The 21,105-nt window shown below is 51.1% G+C and carries 17 protein-coding genes; 5 read left to right on the top strand and 12 right to left on the bottom strand.

The annotated features are described in order from the left end of the window. Positions 1-44: 44 nt before the first annotated feature. The 11 genes from kdsB to serC form a co-directional block, all read right to left on the bottom strand. Entirely contained in the window at positions 45-794 is a 750-nt protein-coding gene (gene kdsB / locus VIJ98_RS06755) for a 3-deoxy-manno-octulosonate cytidylyltransferase (protein ID WP_154153026.1), read from the bottom strand. Then, complete coding sequence (locus VIJ98_RS06750) at positions 791-973, bottom strand: Trm112 family protein (protein WP_007887424.1); 183 nt, start codon at positions 971-973, stop codon at positions 791-793. The genes kdsB and VIJ98_RS06750 overlap by 4 nt, the downstream gene beginning before the upstream one ends. A 90-nt stretch (positions 974-1,063) precedes the next feature. Continuing rightward, a complete protein-coding gene (locus VIJ98_RS06745; RefSeq protein WP_154153029.1) occupies positions 1,064-2,281 on the bottom strand; it encodes a winged helix-turn-helix domain-containing protein in 1,218 nt (405 codons plus the stop codon). Positions 2,282-2,303: 22 nt separating this feature from the next. Next, positions 2,304-3,305: a tetraacyldisaccharide 4'-kinase gene (lpxK, locus tag VIJ98_RS06740; protein WP_323272926.1), complete on the bottom strand. Its 1,002-nt coding sequence runs from the start codon at positions 3,303-3,305 to the stop codon at positions 2,304-2,306. Further along, on the bottom strand, positions 3,302-5,050 hold the full coding sequence (msbA, locus tag VIJ98_RS06735; protein ID WP_008102390.1) for a lipid A ABC transporter ATP-binding protein/permease MsbA: 1,749 nt from the start codon (positions 5,048-5,050) through the stop codon (positions 3,302-3,304). The genes lpxK and msbA overlap by 4 nt, the downstream gene beginning before the upstream one ends. Before the next feature lie 34 nt (positions 5,051-5,084). Further along, positions 5,085-7,343, bottom strand: coding sequence for a DNA internalization-related competence protein ComEC/Rec2 (locus VIJ98_RS06730; protein ID WP_323272923.1), 2,259 nt, complete (start codon positions 7,341-7,343; stop codon positions 5,085-5,087). 205 nt (positions 7,344-7,548) lie between these two features. After that, positions 7,549-7,833 carry an integration host factor subunit beta gene (gene ihfB / locus VIJ98_RS06725; RefSeq protein ID WP_003849360.1) on the bottom strand — a complete coding sequence of 95 codons (285 nt, stop codon included), beginning with the start codon at positions 7,831-7,833 and terminating at the stop codon, positions 7,549-7,551. Positions 7,834-7,919: 86 nt separating this feature from the next. After that, a complete protein-coding gene (gene rpsA / locus VIJ98_RS06720; protein WP_052025984.1) occupies positions 7,920-9,596 on the bottom strand; it encodes a 30S ribosomal protein S1 in 1,677 nt (558 codons plus the stop codon). 121 nt (positions 9,597-9,717) lie between these two features. Next, positions 9,718-10,398 (bottom strand): (d)CMP kinase, encoded by a 681-nt coding sequence (cmk, locus tag VIJ98_RS06715; RefSeq protein ID WP_036647904.1) that lies wholly within the window; start codon positions 10,396-10,398, stop codon positions 9,718-9,720. A gap of 198 nt (positions 10,399-10,596) precedes the next feature. Continuing rightward, entirely contained in the window at positions 10,597-11,883 is a 1,287-nt protein-coding gene (aroA, locus tag VIJ98_RS06710; RefSeq protein ID WP_323272911.1) for a 3-phosphoshikimate 1-carboxyvinyltransferase, read from the bottom strand. 81 nt (positions 11,884-11,964) lie between these two features. After that, a complete protein-coding gene (gene serC, locus VIJ98_RS06705; RefSeq protein ID WP_061717145.1) occupies positions 11,965-13,050 on the bottom strand; it encodes a 3-phosphoserine/phosphohydroxythreonine transaminase in 1,086 nt (361 codons plus the stop codon). Positions 13,051-13,360: 310 nt separating this feature from the next. Here serC and ycaO point away from each other — a divergent pair, with 310 nt between their 5' ends. The 4 genes from ycaO (at position 13,361) to pflA (ending at position 19,599) form a co-directional block, all read left to right on the top strand. Then, positions 13,361-15,124: a 30S ribosomal protein S12 methylthiotransferase accessory factor YcaO gene (gene ycaO, locus VIJ98_RS06700; protein WP_323272908.1), complete on the top strand. Its 1,764-nt coding sequence runs from the start codon at positions 13,361-13,363 to the stop codon at positions 15,122-15,124. Positions 15,125-15,481: 357 nt separating this feature from the next. Continuing rightward, complete coding sequence (gene focA / locus VIJ98_RS06695; RefSeq protein WP_008102405.1) at positions 15,482-16,342, top strand: formate transporter FocA; 861 nt, start codon at positions 15,482-15,484, stop codon at positions 16,340-16,342. Between the two features lie 69 nt (positions 16,343-16,411). Next, complete coding sequence (pflB, locus tag VIJ98_RS06690) at positions 16,412-18,694, top strand: formate C-acetyltransferase (RefSeq protein WP_258144858.1); 2,283 nt, start codon at positions 16,412-16,414, stop codon at positions 18,692-18,694. A gap of 164 nt (positions 18,695-18,858) precedes the next feature. Then, on the top strand, positions 18,859-19,599 hold the full coding sequence (gene pflA, locus VIJ98_RS06685; RefSeq protein WP_323272904.1) for a pyruvate formate lyase 1-activating protein: 741 nt from the start codon (positions 18,859-18,861) through the stop codon (positions 19,597-19,599). Between the two features lie 55 nt (positions 19,600-19,654). On the opposite strand, the gene VIJ98_RS06680 is transcribed toward pflA, so the two are convergent. Beyond that, a complete protein-coding gene (locus VIJ98_RS06680; RefSeq protein ID WP_323272903.1) occupies positions 19,655-20,806 on the bottom strand; it encodes an MFS transporter in 1,152 nt (383 codons plus the stop codon). Between VIJ98_RS06680 and VIJ98_RS06675 the strand changes: the two genes are divergently transcribed. Continuing rightward, positions 20,754-20,951: a hypothetical protein gene (locus VIJ98_RS06675; protein WP_179450910.1), complete on the top strand. Its 198-nt coding sequence runs from the start codon at positions 20,754-20,756 to the stop codon at positions 20,949-20,951. The two genes, VIJ98_RS06680 and VIJ98_RS06675, sit on opposite strands and share 53 nt — an antisense overlap. The last annotated feature ends 154 nt before the right edge of the window (positions 20,952-21,105 follow it).

Below are 21,105 nucleotides of genomic sequence, written 5' to 3'. Positions count from 1 at the left end.
AGATCAAACTTTAAGGCCAGCGAGAGCCGCTGGCCGGTCGGAGATTAACCCTGCATAGCGAGACGAACCCGCTCAAGGTCTTCCGGCGTATCCACCCCAACACTTGGGATAGCTTTTGCCACCGCGACGTGAATCTTTTCACCGTACCACAGCACGCGCAGCTGTTCGAGCAGCTCAATGTGCTCCAGCGGGCAAGGTTCCCACGCGATATAGCGACGGATAAAACCGGCGCGATAAGCGTAGATACCAATGTGCCGCAGCAGCGTGTCGCCAATCTGCTCGCGCGATTGAGCATAACGCTCGCGATCCCAGGGAATGGTGGCGCGTGAGAAGTAAAGCGCATAACCTTTGGCGTCCATCACCACTTTCACCGCGTTCGGGTTAAAGGCTTCTTCTGCATCGGTGATCGGCACCGCTAGCGTCGCCATTCCGGCTTCAGATTGCGCCAGATTACCTGCCACCTGACGTACAATTTCCGCCGGGATCATCGGCTCGTCGCCCTGCACGTTAACGATGATGGTGTCGTCGGCAAACTGATACTTCTCGACCACTTCTGCCAAACGCTCGGTGCCAGACTGATGATCGACCCGCGTCATGCACACTTCGCCGCCCGCTGCGGTTACCGCCGCCGCCACATCCGGATGATCGGTGGCGACAATCACGCGATCGGCACCCGATTCGCGCGCGCGTTCCATGACGTGCAGCACCATCGGTTTACCCTGAATATCCACCAGCGGTTTGCCGGGCAGACGCGTTGAAGCGTAACGCGCGGGAATAATGGCAACAAAACTCATGGGTGGATCTCTTCAACAGACAGCGTACGCGCTTCCACTTCCAGCAGCACTGGAATGCCGTCACGTACCGGATAAGCCAGGCCATCTGGTTTACAGATCAGCTCTTGCTGCTCTTTGTTGAAATAGAGTTTTCCGTTGCATACCGGGCAGGCAACGATTTCGAGTAAACGGTGATCCATAATCTTCTCCATTCAGGACCAATTCAGGCGGTTAGCATATCATAATAGCGTGCGCGTGAATGGCGCACTCAAGCCAGACAAATGGCGGCTTTATTCACCAATCGACCAGCGATTTGACCAGGCAGCCAGCAGTTCTGCCGGCGCATTTTCGATAATCACTTCATTGGCACCTTGCCACGCAGCAAAGCGATTAATGGCTTTTTGTACGTCATTAAGGAAAGCGTTACTGACGCGTGTGCTTTCTTCCAGCCAGAATGCACGAATTACCAATTGTTGTGCCTGACGCTCCATTTTGGCGTCGATGCGCGCTTTCAATACGCCGCGATGTAGCACTGGAAGGACAAAATAACCATATTTGCGCTTCTCTGCTGGCGTGTAGCACTCGATGCGGTAATCAAAATTAAATAGCTCCAGCGCACGACGACGATCCCATACCACTGGGTCAAAGGGTGACAACAGCGCGGTATGCGTAGCCGAGAGTGGCTTTTCCAGCAGCGGCAATAACGCGTGGTGTAGCCACATTTCACCCAGCTGCTCGACCTCAACGCGAACTATCTCTCCGCGTGCGGCGGCATCCATGAGCCACGACTTGAGTGGTGCGCGTTTGAGGCGATAGTAATCAGCTAGCCAACTATCACGGAAAATGCCGAGGCTGCGCGCACTGTGACTCAACATCTGTATCACTGCTTCGTCTTCACTCAGTGCATGCTGTTCATCAATCCAGTCCGGCATTACGCGGCTGTGCAGATCGTAAACTCGTTGAAAGTTGCGCCGCTCCACCACCATCAACTGACCGGCACTGAACAAATTCTCCAGATGACGCTTATGCGGCTTCCACGCCCACCAACCTGGTTTGGTCTGTTTATCATTGCTGAAATCGGCAGCACGTACCGGACCATTGGCGGAGATGTGTTGCAGAAGATCAGTGATTTCCTGTTGATGTTCATCAACCCACTGTTGGTTGTACTTCCAGCCAAGTCGCTGCGGTTCCAGCATGCGATGGCGCAGCAATGGGTAATCTTCGACAGGAATAAAACAGGCTTCATGCGCCCAATATTCAAATAACGCGCCAGATGCCAGCGCCTGTTCCAGCCAATTGGCCTGGTATGCGCCAAGGCGGCTAAACAGCACCAGATAAGGACTGCGTGCCACCACATTGATGGTATCGATTTGCAGCAAAGACATTTGACGCACAGTGGCGTGAATATCGCTAAAGCGCGCTCGGCGGCCCAGAGGACGTAACAGTCCCTGAGCAGCCAGATGAAGGTGACGAGCAGTTTGTAACGAGAGGGAAGCGACGCGGTTCATGACTCAGTTCCCTTTTCGGAGGTTAGCGCGAACGGGCGTCGCGCGCGTTGGTGCAGAGATGAGTGATATCGTCTAACAAGGTTGCCACCGCCGCGCCCTGCAGATGCGCATCCACCGGCAGATACCACCAGTTTGGGCGAGCAAAGCCACGACATTTCACCGCATCTTTTTCTGTCATCAGTAAACACTGTTCTGCCTGAGTCAGACGTTGCAATTCTTCTTCGCTGTAAGCGTGGTGATCGGCGAAGGCAATTTCTGCCACCGGCTGAATACCTTGCTGTTTGAGCGTGTTGAAGAAGCGCGGCGGATGACCAATACCGGCCATCGCGACAATTTCCGGCAACTGCGCTAACGCTAAGGTTGCGCCGCTGATCAGGTTTACCGCCAGACCAGGCTGCAATGTCATCGCAATTTCGCCCGCCTGCGCATCACCACCATTAACGATCACCGCATTCACCGTCTGAAGTCGCGAAGCACGTTCACGCATCGGCCCAGCCGGTAACCACCAGCCATTGCCAAAACGACGCATACCATCCACCACCACGATTTCACGATCGCGCTGCAGCGCGTAATGCTGCAGGCCATCATCGGTAATGATCACATCCAGATCGTGCGCAGCGAGCAGACCTTCTACCGCCAGACGCCGCTGCGGTGCAACCGCGACTGGCACCTGCGTACGCTGAGCGATTAAAACAGGTTCATCGCCAGCCTGCGCCGTGGGTGTTTCAGCGGTAACCAACAGCGGATATCGTTCAGCTTTTCCGCCGTAACCTCGCGACACCACGCCAGCACGTAAACCGCGTTGTTGCAGCGCCTGCACCAACCAGATCACTACAGGCGTTTTACCATTCCCGCCTGCGGTGAGATTCCCCACCACAATCACCGGGCAAGGTGCGCGCCAGCTTTTTCGCCACCCGTGCTGGAAGCTGAGGCGAATCAGCGAGGTGATCGCCCCATAAAGCAGACTCAGCGGCCATAGCAGCAGCCATAACGGCGAGCGCCCGCTCCAGATGCGTTCAATCATTGACCGAACTGCAGCTTGTGAAGCTGCGCATAGGCGCCCTTCTGTTCCAGCAGCACGCTGTGGGTACCGCGTTCGACAATGCGACCATCTTCAACCACGACGATCTCATCAGCTTTTTCAATGGTCGACAGACGGTGCGCTATCACCAGTGAAGTACGGTTTTTCTGCAGCTCATCAAGTGCGGCCTGAATCGCACGCTCAGATTCGGTATCCAGCGCTGATGTGGCTTCATCAAGAATCAAAATTGGGCAGTCACGTAGTAACGCACGCGCAATCGCAATACGTTGACGCTGACCACCAGAAAGCAGCACGCCATTCTCACCAATCACGGTATCGAGGCCGTTATCCATCTTCTGGATGAAGTCCATCGCATGCGCCATGGTCGCAGCCTGCTCAATTTGTTCACGCGTGTATTGGCCATTGCGGGCATACGCAATGTTGTTGGCGATGGTGTCGTTGAAAAGGTGTACGTTCTGGGAAACCAGCGCGACCTGGTTACGCAGTGAGCGCAGGGTGTATTCACGTAAATCGTGACCATCCAGCAAAATTTCACCGCTGTCGATGTCGTAGAAGCGCGTCAACAAACTGGCCATGGTGGATTTACCCGAGCCGGAACGACCGACCAGTGCAACCGTTTTACCGGCAGGCAGCGACAGGTTGATATCGCGCAGCGCAGGGATTTCACGGCCTGGATAGGTAAAGGTCACGTTGCGGAATTCAACATCACCTTTGGCGCGATCCATCTCACGCTTGCCGTTATCCACTTCCTGCTCACTGTCGAGAATCGAGAACAGTGTCTGACATGCCGCCATACCACGCTGGAACTGCGCATTGACGTTGGTCAGTGACTTCAGCGGACGCATCAGGGCGATCATTGAAGAGAAGACCACGGTGATGGTACCGGCTGTGAGCGTATCCATCACGCTTGGGAAGCTCGCGGCATAAAGCACGAATGCCAGTGCCAGTGAGGCAATTAACTGAATCACCGGATCAGAAATGGAGGACGCTGACACCAGTTTCATGCCCTGTTGACGCATCTTGTTGCTAACCTGAGAAAAGCGCTTCGCTTCGACGTCCTGGCCACCAAAGATCAGCACTTCTTTATGCCCTTTCAGCATCTGTTCGGCGCTGGTTGTCACCTGTCCCATGGTGTTCTGCATGTTCTTACTGATGCTGCGGAAGCGCTTTGAAACGGTACGAATGGCAAAAGAGACGATCGGCGCCAGCACAATGAGAATCAAAGACAGCTGCCAGCTGTAATAGAACATCATGATGAACAGGCCAATGATCGAGGCCCCTTCACGCACCACGGTAACCAGTGCGCTTGAAGAAGAAGAGGCAACCTGCTCAGAATCGTAGGTGATGCGTGATAGCAGCGTACCCGTTGACTGTTGATCGAAAAAGGTAACCGGCATGCCCATCATATGGCCGAACAGACGGCGACGCATGTTCATGACCACGTTGCCGGAAACCCATGAGATGCAGTAACTGGAGATATAGCTGGTCACGCCACGCACCAACATCAGGCCGATTACCACCAGCGGCATCCACAGCATTACGGATCTGTCAGCTTTACCGAAGCCATCATCCAGTAAAGGTTTCAACAGAGAGAGCATCAGGGTATCGCCTGCCGCATTGAGTATCAGCGCCACCGCTGATACATACAAGCCAGCCTTGTGGGGTGCAATCATCGGCCAGAGTCGACGGAATGTCTGCCACGTTGAGAGATCTTTATCTTGATGCATTATTTATTCACGCTGTTTGAAATAGCCGCTCATTCTACCTGGAATCGCGTTTGACGCCAAACCACTGATGGTACCAGCGAGGCATTATTTGCTCTCTTAAGCCCTTAATTTGCCAATGACCTTGTCTGATACCCACATGAATCTGCCCCGATTGTGCCGTGTCGTGCCACATATACCCTTGCTGACGATAGCGCTGCACCACGGCTGGTGCAGGCATACGCCAGGCGTTATAACGCGCCACCGAAGCGAATGCCGCCTTACCAGCAACATTACGTAACAGTAACGCTCCAGACGAAGTGCGACTGCCATGATGCGGCACCTGCAAAATCGTCGCGTTGAGCGCATCTTTTTCCAGCGCGACAATTTTTCTCTCGGCTTCTAACTCAATATCACCGGTGAGCAATACGCTAAATTGCCCGTCATCGACTCGCACCACACACGAATCGTTATTTTGTCCCTGGGTCTGACTCTCCGGCGGCCACAAGGCGGTAAATTGCAATTTGCCCCATTGCCACTGCTGGCCACGGAAGCATGGCAGATGTCCCTTTTCCGCTAAGGCACTTCGAATTGCTACCGCTGGATTAACTTTGAGCAATGAGTGTAGCCCACCACGGTGATCCAGATGCTTGTGGCTTAGTATCAGAGAATGAAGGCTTCTGCCGTGATACTGCAACCATGGCAGGATGACCCGTGAACCGGCATCATCCTGCTTCCAGCCCGGTCCAACATCATATAGCACCACTTCATTGCCTTGCGTAATGGCAATAGCCAGGCCATGCCCCACATCAATCATGTCGATTTGCCAATCATCACGCTGAGTAGTGCTGCGCCAAAGGATGATCGCGAGTACCAGGCTAAAACACGGCATAAGGCTGCGATATATCAGCTTGCTACGCCAAAGAAGTAATCCCACCCACAGCAGCACGATCGCGGGTAAGGTATCGCTCCATGCCCACCAGCTCGCGGGTAACCACTGCAGCACGAGCAATAGTTTGTTTATAGAAAAATCCGCCAGATACCACAGTCCCGCTGAAATCGGCGGCACCGGCAAGAGCATTGCCAGCAATATCAGTGGCACCGTGACAAATGACACAACCGGCACCGCGATCAGATTTGCCAATAAAGCACTCAGGCTTATTCCCTGAAACAAGAAGATTTGTAGCGGAGCCATGAGGATCATCATGCCAAGCTGCAGATGCAGCAATTGCAGTAGCAGCCATCGACGCTTTGAGCGAAAGCGATGCGGCAATGGAAACCATTGATACCAGACAATTAGCATCGCGACCGCCAGTGCTGACAACCAAAAGCTTTCTGACAGTACGGTTAATGGATCAAGTGCCAGCAAGGCGCCAATACACAATGTCCATACTTGCCAGCCACTGAGTTGCCAACCAACGCTACGAATACCTGTCCAAAGCATGAGCGCGATAATCGCGCGCTGGGCCGGTGCATGGCTGCCAGAAACCCATGTGTAAATGGCTGCGGTTATGATGCTAATCAGCAGCGGAAACAAATGGCCAATCAATTGAGCAGGTAAAGTCACCTGGATTGCACGTGATAATAGCCATCCAACGCTGGCAGCTAACGCAATGTGCATGCCTGAGATGGCCATCAAGTGGGCGGTGCCTGTTTCCCGCAGCAACTGTCGCTGCTCTTCGGTCATGTTGGTACGTATACCAAACGCTAAAGCCTGCATGATTGCGGGTAGCTGGAACGTATCAAATTTAGGTAAATGATAATCAATAAAACGCGTGCGCCAGTTGCAAGTTAGCGATTCCGCCTGCTGACTGATGATGCGACCTTGCAGCGGAGTGTGATTCGACAAAGCAAAGCGTTGCAGATCGAACTCCCCTTCGTTCAGTCTGCCGTGCACGGCACGCAGTCGCAATTTCATCTGCCAGCGCTGACCGGCACAAAATGGTTGGTCTGTAGAAGCATTATTGAGCGTGACAAATAGAGGTGGAAATTGATAACGCTGACCGACACGCAGGATTTGCGCTGTCAGCTGCTGCTTCTGTTCACGCACTTCAGTGATGCGCACCGTGGCTTCAATAGACGCGGCAGCCAGTTCCTCAATGCTATTAACCATCTGCCGAGCTTCATTCAATGTCCAGGCCAACATTAACAGAGCAATCCCTAATATCCGCAGCAACGTGATTGGCATCAACCCGAGTAACACCGCGAATCCAACCATGATGAGTATTACGCTGGCGGCGGGTATGTGCGGCAATATGCCCAACGGCAACGCCGAGGCAATCATCAATCTCGCCAGAACAATCCAGTTCATATGCATTAGTAATCTCCCTCATTGGGGGAAGAGTTTGCAGTGAAGATGGGGGATTTGCTTCAGTGAAAAGAGTGTGTGTCGCGATGGATTCAGAGAATTTTGCAGAGATTACATTGGTGGGACTTCATTTTGGAAAGCAGCTCGCAATTCTGCATACTGCAAGCAAAAAAAACGACACCCTAAAGTGTCGTTTTTATCGTTCGGTAACGGCTTAGCCGTAGATGTTCGCACGGTCACGCAATTCTTTGCCCGGCTTAAAGTGAGGAACGTATTTACCTTCCAGATCCACTTTGTCACCCGTTTTCGGGTTACGACCCGTACGCGGTGCACGGTAATGCAAAGAAAAGCTGCCGAATCCCCGGATTTCAATGCGCTCGCCCTGGGCCAACGTAGTGGCCATGTGCTCAAGCATCTCTTTGACCGCATCCTCAACGACTTTCGCCGGAATATGAGTATGCTGGCCAGCAAGTCTTTCAATCAGTTCTGACTTGGTCATGTAACCTCCGGTTAATCCTTATTGGGAAAGGTATGACAGCTTTTACCGAAACCGGACGATTTTCATCGTCCGGTGCCTTAGGTCGATTACTCGCCTTTAGCCGCTTTGAACGCTTCAGCCATCGCGCTAGAGAAGTTGCTGCCTTCATCCTGTTTGGTGTTAACAGTGTTGATAGCTTCTTTCTCATCAGCCTGGTCTTTAGCACGAACAGACAGGCTCACAACGCGGTTCTTACGGTCAACGCCGGTGAATTTAGCTTCAACGTCGTCGCCAACACTCAGAACCAGAGTTGCGTCTTCGATGCGGTCCAGAGAAGCTTCAGAAGCGCGCAGGTAACCCTCTACGCCGTCAGCTAATTCTACTGTAGCACCTTTAGCGTCAACTGCAGTGACTTTACCAGTCACGATAGCGCCTTTCTTGTTCAGGGTGATGTAGTTGTTGAATGGATCTTCAGCCAACTGCTTCACGCCCAGAGAGATGCGCTCGCGCTCTGCATCAACCTGCAGTACAACGGCAGCGATTTCGTCGCCTTTTTTGTACTCACGAACGGCTTCTTCGCCAGTCGCGTTCCAGGAGATGTCAGACAGGTGAACCAGACCGTCGATGCCACCGTCCAGGCCGATGAAGATACCGAAGTCAGTGATTGACTTGATTTTACCTTCAACGCGATCGCCTTTGTTGTGGGTCTCAGCGAACAACTGCCATGGGTTAGATTTGCACTGCTTCAGACCCAGGGAGATACGACGACGCTCTTCATCGATGTCCAGAACCATTACTTCAACCACGTCGCCTACGTTTACAACTTTAGACGGATGGATGTTTTTGTTGGTCCAGTCCATTTCAGAAACGTGTACCAGACCTTCAACGCCTTCTTCGATTTCTACGAAGCAGCCGTAATCAGTCAGGTTGGTTACACGACCAGTCAGGCGGGTGCCTTCTGGATAGCGCTTAGCGATAGCCACCCAAGGATCTTCGCCCAGCTGTTTCAGGCCCAGAGATACACGGGTACGCTCGCGGTCGAACTTCAGCACTTTAACAGTGATTTCGTCGCCCACGTTGACGATTTCGCTCGGATGCTTAACGCGTTTCCAAGCCATATCGGTAATGTGCAGCAGGCCGTCAACGCCGCCCAGATCCACGAATGCACCGTAGTCAGTGAGGTTCTTAACGATACCTTTAACTTCCATGCCTTCCTGCAGGTTTTCCAGCAGCTGATCGCGCTCAGCGCTGTTCTCAGATTCGATAACTGCACGACGTGAAACCACGACGTTGTTACGTTTCTGATCAAGCTTGATTACTTTGAATTCAAGCTCTTTGCCTTCCAGGTGCAGAGTATCGCGAACCGGACGAACGTCTACCAGTGAACCTGGCAGGAACGCACGAATACCGTTCAGCTCAACTGTGAAGCCACCTTTAACTTTGCCGTTGATAACACCGGTAACAGTTTCAGCGTCTTCGTAAGCTTTTTCCAGCGTGATCCAAGCTTCGTGACGTTTAGCTTTCTCACGGGACAGCAGGGTTTCACCGAAGCCGTCTTCTACTGCGTCCAGCGCAACGTCAACTTCGTCGCCTACCTGGATTTCCAGTTCGCCGGCTGCGTTCTTGAACTGCTCTGCAGGAATTGCAGATTCAGATTTCAGACCCGCATCAACCAGAACTACGTCTTTGTCGATAGAGACAACAACGCCACGAACGATGGAACCCGGACGGGTTTCGATTTCTTTCAGGGACTCTTCAAAGAGTTGAGCAAAAGATTCAGTCATATTGATAATCTTAGGATTCTTCAATTTAACGTCCACCTGACTTCATTGTCGGATGGGGTTGTTTCACATGCCCTGCACCGGGTCCTTGGTACAGGGTTATAGCAATTCGGTTGCCGAAAGATTAAATGCCGAGCTTCTGCTTAGCATAATCAAGCGCCTTTTCAATCACTTGCTCAATCGACATACTGGTTGAATCCAGTACCAGAGCATCTGTGGCAGGCACTAAAGGTGCGATGGCACGATTACGATCGCGGTCGTCGCGTTCCTTTATCTCGGATAAAAGGCGATCAAAGTTAACATTAAAGCCCTTCTCCTGCAACTGTAGCATACGGCGATGCGCACGCTCTTCCGAGCTGGCGTCGAGGAAAATTTTCACTGGTGCATCTGGGAAAACCACGGTTCCCATATCTCGTCCATCAGCGATTAAACCGGGCTCTTCACGGAATGCACGTTGGCGACGAAGCAGCGCCTCACGCACCCGCGGAAAAGCGGCCACGCGCGATGCGGTGTTGCTCACTTCTTGCGTGCGGATTTCACCGGTGACGTCTTCACCTTCAAGCACCACCTGCATTTCACCGTCAACCGACAGAAAACGCACATCAAGATGCGCAGCAATCGGAACTAATGCTTCTTCAGACTCAATATCCACCTGATGGTGAAGTGCAGCCAATGCTAAAACGCGATAAATAGCGCCAGAATCCAGTAAGTGCCACTGCAACGACTCCGCCATCGCTTTACATAAAGTCCCTTTACCCGCGCCACTTGGCCCATCGATGGTAATAACCGGGGCGATTGCCGTCATTGTTCTCTCCTGTTGCTGCGTGCTTATTGTCAGCCCTTCCAGGCCGCCTGGATTGCGCGGCATTATACGCTGCCTGCATCAGGTTAGTTACCCTTTAGCGTAGACAGCGCTAGAAATATAGACAGATTCAGAAGAATTTCCGATTGATAAGGCCAAAGGAGAGCAAAGAAACCCGGCCTAGTGCACCGGGTCAGACGATCAAGAAGTATGACTGATTTTCGCCAACTGCTGGAAATAGCTTGGGAAGGTTTTCGCGGTACAGCCTGGATCAAGGATGGTTACTGGCGTATCAGACAGAGCCACCAGTGCGAAGCACATCGCCATGCGGTGATCGTTATAGGTACCGATATCCGCATGGTTCAACTGAGCCGGCGGTGTCACACGAATAAAGTCGTGTCCTTCTTCCACTTCAGCACCCACTTTGCGCAACTCAGTCGCCATCGCCGTCAGACGATCGGTCTCTTTTACGCGCCAGTTATAGATGTTGCGCATCAGCGTGGTGCCTTCTGCGAACAGTGCTGTGGTTGCAATGGTCATTGCCGCATCGGGAATATGGTTCATATCCATATCGATTGCCGTCAACGATCCACGCGTACAGGAGATGTAATCATCGCCCCACTCAATCACTGCGCCCATCTTTTCTAGCACATCAGCAAAACGAATATCGCCCTGCACGCTGTTGCGGCCGATACCGGTTACACGCACGGTGCCACCTTTAATGGCTGCCGCAGCGAGGAAATATGAGGCAGAAGACGCATCACCTTCCACCAGGTAATCGCCCGGAGACTGATACTGTTGCTGCCCTTTGACCACAAAACGCTGATAGTTCTGGTTATCAACGTCCACACCAAAGCAGCGCATCAGGTGCAAGGTAATGTCAATATAAGGCTTAGAAACCAGATCGCCTTTAATGGTGATGATGGTGTCTTGCTGCGCCAGCGGCGCGGTCATCAACAACGCCGTCAGGAACTGGCTGGAAACGCTGCCATCAACGCTGACTTCGCCCCCAACAAAACCGCCATTGAGGCGTACTGGTGGGTAATCGGTCTGCTCAAGATAGTCGATCTTTGCTCCGCCCTGACGCAGTGCATCAACCAGATGACCAATCGGACGCTCTTTCATGCGCGGCTCGCCAGTCAGGACAATTGACTGCTGGCCCAAACACAGCGCAGCAGCCAATGGACGCATCGCGGTGCCTGCGTTACCCAGAAACAGCTCAAGCGGCTTTTCAGCGCGCAAAGGTCCCGCGTTACCCACTACTTCGCATACGGTGCGATCATCGGAGAGCGTATAGCTGACACCCAGCGCCTTGAGGGCGTTCAGCATGTGCTTAACGTCATCGCTATCGAGCAAATTAGTCAGGCGAGTGGTGCCTTTTGCCAGCGCGGCCAGCAAGAGAGCGCGGTTCGAGACGCTTTTTGAACCCGGTAAATTTACCGTGCCGTCAACGCGAGCAATCGGTTGTAGAGTCAGGGTGTCCTGCATGTGAAACCAAATCTCCAGAAAATACGAGACCCCATCGTGTGACGGGGTCTGATACCAGACAAGCTGGCATGAAAAAAGCAATTAACCGTGGCGACGTTCGAAGTCAACCATGAACTCAGTCAGTGTTTTAACGCCTTCCAGCGGCATCGCATTGTAGATCGATGCACGCATACCGCCAACCACGCGATGGCCTTTCAACGCATGCAGACCAGCCTTGAGAGACTCTTCCAGGAACACTTTGTCCAAAGATGAATCGGCTAACTGGAATGGAACGTTCATACGTGAACGGTTTTCGCTTGCGACATCGTTACGATAAAACGCGCTGTTATCAATCACGCCATACAGTAAGTCGGCTTTTGCCTGATTCAGCTTGTCCATCTCGGCCACGCCGCCCTTCTCTTTCAGCCATTTGAATACAAGGCCAGAGAGATACCATGCGAAAGTTGGCGGGGTGTTGAACATCGATTCGTTTTCGGCCAGCACCTTGTAATCAAGGATTGAAGGCACATAACGCTGTGCTTTACCCAGCAGGTCTTCGCGCACAACCACTAAGGTTAAGCCCGCCGGGCCGATATTTTTTTGCGCGCCAGCATAGATCACGCCATAACGACTCACATCGATTGGACGAGACAAAATAGTAGAAGAGAGATCGGCAACGACGATCTTATCGCCAAAATCTGGCTCTTCATCGATAGCAATGCCATCAATCGTTTCGTTCGGGCAGAAATGGACGTAAGCCGCATCATCATTCAGCTGCCATTCACGCATTGGTAATAAAGCACGTTTACCATCACGAGTGGTTTTTATATCAATGGTATTTGGCGAGCAGAATTTTTCGGCTTCTTTAATTGCGCTGTGAGCCCAGTAACCGCCGTCAATATAATCTGCGGTTTTTGCGTCACCCAATAGGTTGCCGGGGATGGCCGCGAATTGTGCACGCGCACCGCCGTGGCAGAATAAAACTTTGTAGTTGGATGGGATCTTTAGTAGATCGCGAAAATCTTGTTCTGCCGCTTCTGCAACAGCAATAAACTCTTTACTGCGGTGACTGATCTCCATCACCGAGGTGCCTAATCCGTGCCAGTTTGTCAGTTCTTGTTCTGCGCGACGGAGCACTTCTACCGGCAGCATAGCCGGGCCAGAGCTAAAATTATAAACCTGAGTCATTTCCCCTCACCACTGTCATATCGAACGGTTATGAATACCCCACCGGTTTTATCATTGCCTCCAGATGGCTGCAATCATTAATCCGGCAGCGATCACATTTCCAGAGCCAGCTCCACCGCAGCTTATGTCATAAATGCATTAAGCTGTGGAATTATGTGAGGTAATTCCAGAAAGAAAAAGCGGGGAGCGGAATAGCGTAAAAACCTTAACCAGACTGAGATAAATTTGGCTGACTGAATAGCGAAGCACGCATAAAACCCGTATTATTGCGCGCTTTACGCCCACCCCTTTGACTTAAGAGAGCGCCACCATGACGCAAACGTTTATCCCCGGAAAAGACGCCGCACTGGAAGATTCCATTGCTCGCTTTCAGCAGAAACTGCAAGACCTTGGTTTCAATATTGAAGAAGCTTCCTGGCTGAATCCGGTGCCACACGTCTGGTCAGTACACATTCGCGATCGCGACTGCCCGTTGTGCTTTACAAATGGCAAAGGTGCTAGCAAAAAAGCCGCTCTGGCTTCAGCACTGGGCGAATATTTTGAGCGCCTCTCTACTAACTATTTCTTCGCCGATTTCTGGTTAGGTAAATCCATCGCTAATGGCGATTTTGTTCACTATCCGAATGAAAAGTGGTTCCCGCTCACTGAAGACGACAGCCTGCCAGAAGGCATTCTGGATGCGCGCCTGCGCAAGTTCTATGATCCTGATGAGAGCCTGGGTGCTTCTGAGCTGATTGATCTGCAATCCGGCAATGATGAGCGCGGTATTTGTGGCCTGCCATTTACCCGCCAATCTGACCAGCAAACGGTTTATATCCCGATGAACATCATCGGAAATCTGTACGTTTCGAATGGTATGTCAGCCGGTAACACCGCGAACGAAGCGCGCGTACAGGGCCTGTCTGAGGTTTTTGAGCGCCATATCAAGAATCGCATCATCGCCGAATCCATCAGCCTGCCAGAAATTCCAGCAGAGGTGATGCAACGTCATCCTGGCGTAATTGAAGCGATTGATCGTCTGGAAGCAGAAGGTTTCCCAATCTTCTCTTACGATGCTTCACTGGGCGGTAAATATCCGGTTATCTGCGTAGTGCTGTTCAATCCAGCAAATGGTACCTGTTTCGCTTCGTTTGGTGCACATCCGGACTTTGGCGTCGCACTGGAGCGTACAGTTACTGAACTGCTGCAGGGCCGTGGTCTGAAAGATCTCGACGTGTTTACTCCGCCGACGTTTGATGATGAAGAAGTGGCGGAACACGCTAACCTGGAAACGCATTTCATCGATTCAAGCGGTCTGATTTCATGGGATATGTTCAAAAACGATGCTGACTATCCTTTCGTCGACTGGAGCTTTGCGGGTACCACGCACGAAGAGTTTGATACGCTGATGGCGATCTTCCGTGCGGAAGATAAAGAAGTCTATATCGCTGACTATGAACATCTGAGCGTTTACGCTTGCCGCATTATCGTTCCTGGTATGTCTGATATTTATCCAGCGGAAGATCTGCTGCTGGCGAATAACAGCATGGGTGCACCACTGCGCGAAACGCTGCTGGCGCTGCCGGAAAGCCAATGGGAACCTGAGGCCTATCTCGAGCTGATCGTGCAACTGGATGAGGAAGGTCATGATGACTTTACTCGCGTGCGCGAACTGCTGGGTCTGGCATCAGGCAAAGATAATGGTTGGTACACGCTGCGTATCGGCGAGCTGAAAGCGATGCTAGCGCTGGCAGGTGGCGACCTGGATCAGGCTCTGATTTGGACTGAATGGACGATGGAATTTAACCAGTCCATCTTCAGCGAAGAGCGCGCTAACTACTATCGCTGCCTGCAAACCTTGCTGCTGCTGGCAATGGAAGAGGAACGTGATCCACTTCAATATCATCGCGCCTTTGTTCGTATGTATGGCCAAGCCGCTGTTGAAGCTGCTTCAGCGGCAATTAGTGGTGAAGCGCCCTTCTATGGATTGCAAGCGGTCGATCTGGACCTAAAAGCATTCCCTGCGCATCAATCATTACTCGCTGCCTATGAAAAACTGCAGACAGCCAAACGTCGTTACTGGTCACAAAAATAGCCTTAACGCTTTAAGTCTTATCCATAGAAATTAACGTATTGGTAAATGGCACTGAAAAAAATCAGTGCCATTTTTTTATTTTGATCATGCAAAGATATTAAAGCGTATTATTGAATAACAATTAAGCTTCATTCGTTAATGATATTTAACAAAACCCAGCCTTGACTGCATCCACCTTCAACTTATTTTGCATAAATTAAAAATTATTTATTTTATATAATTCAATTAGTTAAACACAAAATGCATGCTTTATCGCTTCGCTTATCAGCAACCTTCCGGTCAAATATGATCCACATCAATTTCTGACCTATACTCCTTTGTTAGTATCTTTACAGGCAATTTTTGGAGAGCGTTAGTGTGAAAGCTGACAACCCTTTTAATTCATTATTACCGGCGGCAATGGCGAAAGTTGCAGAAGAAGCCGGCATATATAAAGCTACTAAACGTCCTTTAACCACATTCTTCCTTGCCATTACTGCTGGCGTATTTATCTCAATTGCATTTGTCTTCTATATCACTGCAACTACCGGAAGTGGAGCCATGCCCTACGGCATAGCAAAACTGATCGGCGGTATCTGTTTCTCACTCGGTTTAATGTTAGTAGTCGTGTGTGGCGCTGACCTGTTCACCTCAACTGTTCTGATCGTGGTGGCAAAAGCCAGCGGCCGAATCACCTGGCTGCAACTTGGTCGACATTGGTTGACCGTCTATATAGGTAACCTGTTTGGCGCGCTGTTCTTTGTAGCGCTGATCTGGCTGGCCGGTGAACACATGGTGGCGAATGGTGCCTGGGGCTTAAACCTTCTGCAAACCGCTGACCACAAGATGCATCACACCTTTATTGAAGCAGTCAGTCTCGGCACGCTCGCCAATTTGATGGTTTGCCTGGCGGTATGGATGAGTTACTCCGGCCGAAGCCTGATGGATAAAATGTTTGCGATGATCTTACCGGTAGCGATGTTTGTTGCCTGCGGCTTCGAACACAGCATAGCCAACATGTTCCTCATTCCGATGGCCATTGTTATCCGTGATTTTGCCAGCCCGGAATTCTGGCAAATGGCTGGTGCAAGCGCAGCACAGTTTCCCTCACTCAGCGTTAGCGATTTTATTCTTAATAACCTTATTCCCGTAACCATCGGCAACATTATTGGCGGCGGATTATTAGTCGGTTTGACCTACTGGGTAATCTATCTGCGTGGCGATGAGCCGGTGCATTAATGAATTGGTACTGGCGTGCTGAAGCAGCGCGCCATACGTCAAAGTCTCCCTAAATAAGGCAGGTATATCATGTCCGAACTGAATGAAAAAATGGCGTCAGCCTGGGAAGGATTTAGCGCCGGCGAATGGCAGAACAGCGTCAACGTCCGTGACTTTATCCAGAAAAACTATACACCGTATGAAGGCGACGAGTCCTTCCTCGCGGGCGCGACTCCAGCCACAACTAAGTTGTGGGACAGCGTGCTTGAAGGCATCAAAATTGAGAACCGCACTCACGCGCCGGTGGATTTTGACACCGATTTGGCTTCAACCATCACCTCTCACGACGCCGGCTACATCAGCAAATCGCTGGAAAAAATTGTTGGTCTGCAAACTGAAGCGCCTCTGAAACGTGCCATCATCCCGTTCGGCGGCATCAAAATGGTTGAGGGCTCTTGCAAGGTTTATGGCCGCGAACTCGATCCCGCGCTGAAAAAAGTCTTCACTGATTACCGCAAAACCCATAACCAAGGCGTATTCGATGTTTATACCCCAGACATCATGCGCTGCCGTAAATCAGGCGTACTGACAGGTTTACCTGATGCCTATGGCCGCGGTCGTATCATCGGTGACTATCGCCGCGTTGCGCTGTACGGCATTGATTACCTGATGAAAGACAAAGTTGCGCAGTTCAATTCTCTGCAAAGCGATATGGAGAATGGTGTTGACCTCGAAGCCACTATTCGCCTGCGTGAAGAGATTTCTGAACAGCATCGTGCGCTGGGTCAAATCAAAGAGATGGCTGCGAAGTATGGTTCAGATATCTCGTTGCCCGCTACCAATGCACAAGAAGCCGTTCAGTGGACTTACTACGGCTACCTCGCGGCGGTGAAATCTCAGAATGGTGCGGCGATGTCCTTCGGTCGCGTATCCACCTTCCTTGATGTGTACATCGACCGCGATATTCAGGCCGGGAAACTAACTGAAGAAGACGCACAGGAACTGATTGACCATCTGGTAATGAAACTGCGTATGGTGCGCTTCCTGCGTACGCCTGAATACGATGAGCTGTTCTCCGGTGACCCAATCTGGGCAACAGAATCATTAGCGGGTATGGGCGTAGATGGCCGTACTCTGGTGACCAAAAGTACCTTCCGTTTCCTGAATACGCTTTACACCATGGGTCCATCTCCGGAACCAAACATGACCATTCTGTGGTCTGAAAAACTGCCGGTTAACTTCAAGAAATACGCCGCAAAAGTTTCTATCGATACATCCTCATTGCAGTATGAGAATGACGACCTGATGCGTCCTGACTTTGACAACGATGACTATGCTATCGCCTGCTGCGTTAGCCCAATGATTGTCGGTAAGCAGATGCAGTTCTTCGGTGCGCGTGCCAACCTGGCAAAAACCCTGCTGTATGCAATCAACGGCGGCGTTGATGAAAAACTGAAAATGCAGGTTGGTCCGAAAGAAGCGCCAATCACTGACGAGATTCTTGATTTCGACATCGTGATGGAGCGTCTGGATCACTTCATGGATTGGCTAGCGAAGCAGTACGTCACCTCCCTGAATATCATTCACTACATGCACGATAAGTACAGCTATGAAGCTTCACTGATGGCACTGCACGACCGTGACGTTTATCGCACCATGGCATGTGGTATCGCGGGTCTGTCTGTTGCCGCTGACTCACTTTCTGCTATCAAATACGCCAAAGTGAAAACCATCCGTGATGAAGATGGTTTAGCGGTAGACTTTGAAATTGAAGGTGAATATCCGCAGTTTGGTAACAATGACTCGCGCGTTGATGACATGGCGTGCGATCTGGTTGAACGTTTCATGAAAAAAATTCAGAAACTGCAAACCTACCGCAATGCGGTGCCAACTCAGTCAGTACTGACCATCACTTCTAACGTGGTTTATGGTAAGAAAACCGGTAACACGCCAGACGGACGTCGTGCGGGTGCACCGTTCGGACCGGGTGCTAACCCAATGCACGGCCGTGATCAGAAAGGTGCGGTAGCTTCATTGACCTCGGTCGCGAAACTGCCCTTCGCTTATGCTAAAGACGGCATCTCTTATACCTTCTCCATCGTGCCGAATGCGCTGGGTAAAGATGATAACGTGCGTAAAACTAACCTTGCTGGCTTGATGGATGGATATTTCCACCATGAAGCTAATATTGAGGGCGGTCAGCATCTGAACGTTAACGTGATGAACCGTGAGATGCTGCTGGATGCGATGGAACATCCTGAGAAGTATCCTCAATTGACCATTCGCGTATCCGGTTATGCTGTTCGCTTTAACTCGCTCACCAAAGAGCAGCAGAAAGATGTAATTACCCGTACGTTCACTCAGTCGTTGTAATAGCACTTCACTGAGATTAAAAGGCTCCTGCGGGAGCCTTTTCTCCACAAGTCCGTTTTGCCAGCTTGCTGGTGCTGGCGACCTGGCAAAATCGACTTTCACTTTTAGAGCACGACATAGATTGTGCTGCCTGATGTTCAGGCTCACCTGGAGAACCCATCGCAATGTCAACCATCGGTCGTATCCACTCCTTTGAATCCTGCGGCACCGTTGACGGCCCAGGCATCCGTTTCATCACCTTTTTTCAGGGCTGCCTTATGCGCTGCCTGTATTGCCATAACCGCGATACATGGGACACGCATGGCGGTAAAGAAGTTACCGTTGAAGAGTTGATGAAGGATGCGCTCTCATATCGTCACTTTATGAATGCATCTGGCGGCGGCGTGACGGCGTCGGGTGGCGAAGCGATCTTACAAGCCGAGTTTGTGCGTGACTGGTTCCGCGCCTGCCAGGCAGAAGGTATTCATACCTGCCTTGACACCAACGGCTTTGTTCGTCGCTACGACCCAGTGATCGATGAATTACTGGATGCCACAGATTTGGTCATGCTCGACTTAAAACAGATCAATGATGATGTGCATGAAGTTCTGGTGGGCGTTTCCAATCATCGTACGCTGGACTTCGCGCGCTACCTACAGAAGAGAGGCAAACGCACCTGGATTCGTTACGTTGTTGTGCCTGGTTACTCTGATGATGATGATTCCGTGCATCGCTTAGGTGAGTTCACTAAGGATATGGATAACATTGAGAAGATTGAACTGTTGCCTTATCACGAGTTAGGCAAACACAAATGGATTGCCATGGGTGAAGAGTACAAGCTGGATGGTGTTAAGCCGCCGAGCAAAGAAACCATGGAGCGAGTGAAGAATATCCTCGCCAGCTACGGTCATAAAGTGATGTATTAACCGCAAACAAAAGGGGAGCCGCTGGCTCCCCTTTTTACTATTTCATATTAATGCGTTAAGCATGTGCAACCGGCGTTGCCTGATGATCGGCTTTGCGCAGTAACATCACCAGATAAACCAGTGCAACTACAGCAATCATCACAAACAGCAGGCGGTCAGAGTAGTTCTGCATCAGCATTGACGTCATTCCCGGCCCCACCAAACTACCCACGGTATAGCTGAACAGTAATGCCTGATTCATCGCCACTAACTCATGATGCGCCACGGTTTCGCACGCCCAGGACATCGCCACTGGGTAGAGAGTAAAACCCGCCAGCCCCAGCACAAACAGTGCTGGCGCCATCGCAGCATCACCCAACATGGCAATCGCACCCAGAATAACCACAAACACTTGCACACGTAGTACCATCAGGCGACCAAAGCGATCGGCTAAACGTCCTACTGGCCACTGGCCGACAATGCCCGAGCTGACCAGTAACGCCATCCAGTAACCGACGGTCGCATCACTCATGCCCTGATGCGACAGATACAAAGGCATCAAGCCATAAAGCGAGCCGAGAACGATACCGGAAATGATGCAGCCATTGATGCCGAGACGTGAACTACGACGGCGCAACATCACCCAAAGGTGACCCGTTGAAGCCTCTTCCGTCGCAGCGCTGGCATTAACATGCACAAATACGACCGGCAACACCGCACAGATAATCAGCGCAGTCACCCACGGAATCACGTGGAGCAGCTCTGTCGACACACGACTCACCAACAACTGGCCGGCAACCGTGCCGAGGTAGTAGATGATCATATATGCCGCGAGCAGCTGACCACGATTACGTACGGTACCGCTGCATAATAAGGCGCTCTCAACCACCACCCAAATCAGTGCACAACCCACACCTGCGGTGAAGCGCAACATGGTCCAGCTATAGAAACCATCCAGCATCACCATGCCCATGGTCGCCACGGCGAAAAGCACACTGGCGAGGTAGAAACAGCGATTAAAACCGTAACGAGTGATCAACCAACCCGCGAGCAAAGTGCCCAGCAAATTACCGGTGTAATACGATGAGCTAGCCATACCCACTTGCCAGGTTGGCAATTGATCATGGGTAAGCCATAGCGGTACCAGCGTATTAAGCACAGCAATAGACACCGTCATGAGCATTAAGCCGCAAAGCAGCAAAACGACGGGGCGCGACCAGGTTGACATAGGGAATAAAACCAAAAGAGATGACGATAATTGCGCGCAGTTTGCCATTTGCTATTTTAAAGTCAATGTGCAAAAAATCGTCGCCGCACGATTTGCTGCAGCACAATTTATTTTATTTATCTTCAGCGGGTTAGAGGCAGGATGAAAGATAACAGGCAGGCATCTATCTATTTGAATTTATGATTTTTAATGGTTAACGGCCATTTATTATCGATAACGTTTATTTCTGATTAATTCCAACTAAAAAATAATTATTTTTCAGCTTAAGAAACAAAAAAACCCGGCATTGCCGGGCTTAT

The sequence above is a fragment of the Pantoea sp. S18 genome, assembly GCF_045689705.1.
GTDB classification, from domain to species: Bacteria; Pseudomonadota; Gammaproteobacteria; order Enterobacterales; family Enterobacteriaceae; genus Pantoea; species Pantoea symbiotica.
Note: the sequence above shows the minus strand (reverse complement) of the source record. Positions and strands in the feature narration are given on the sequence as shown.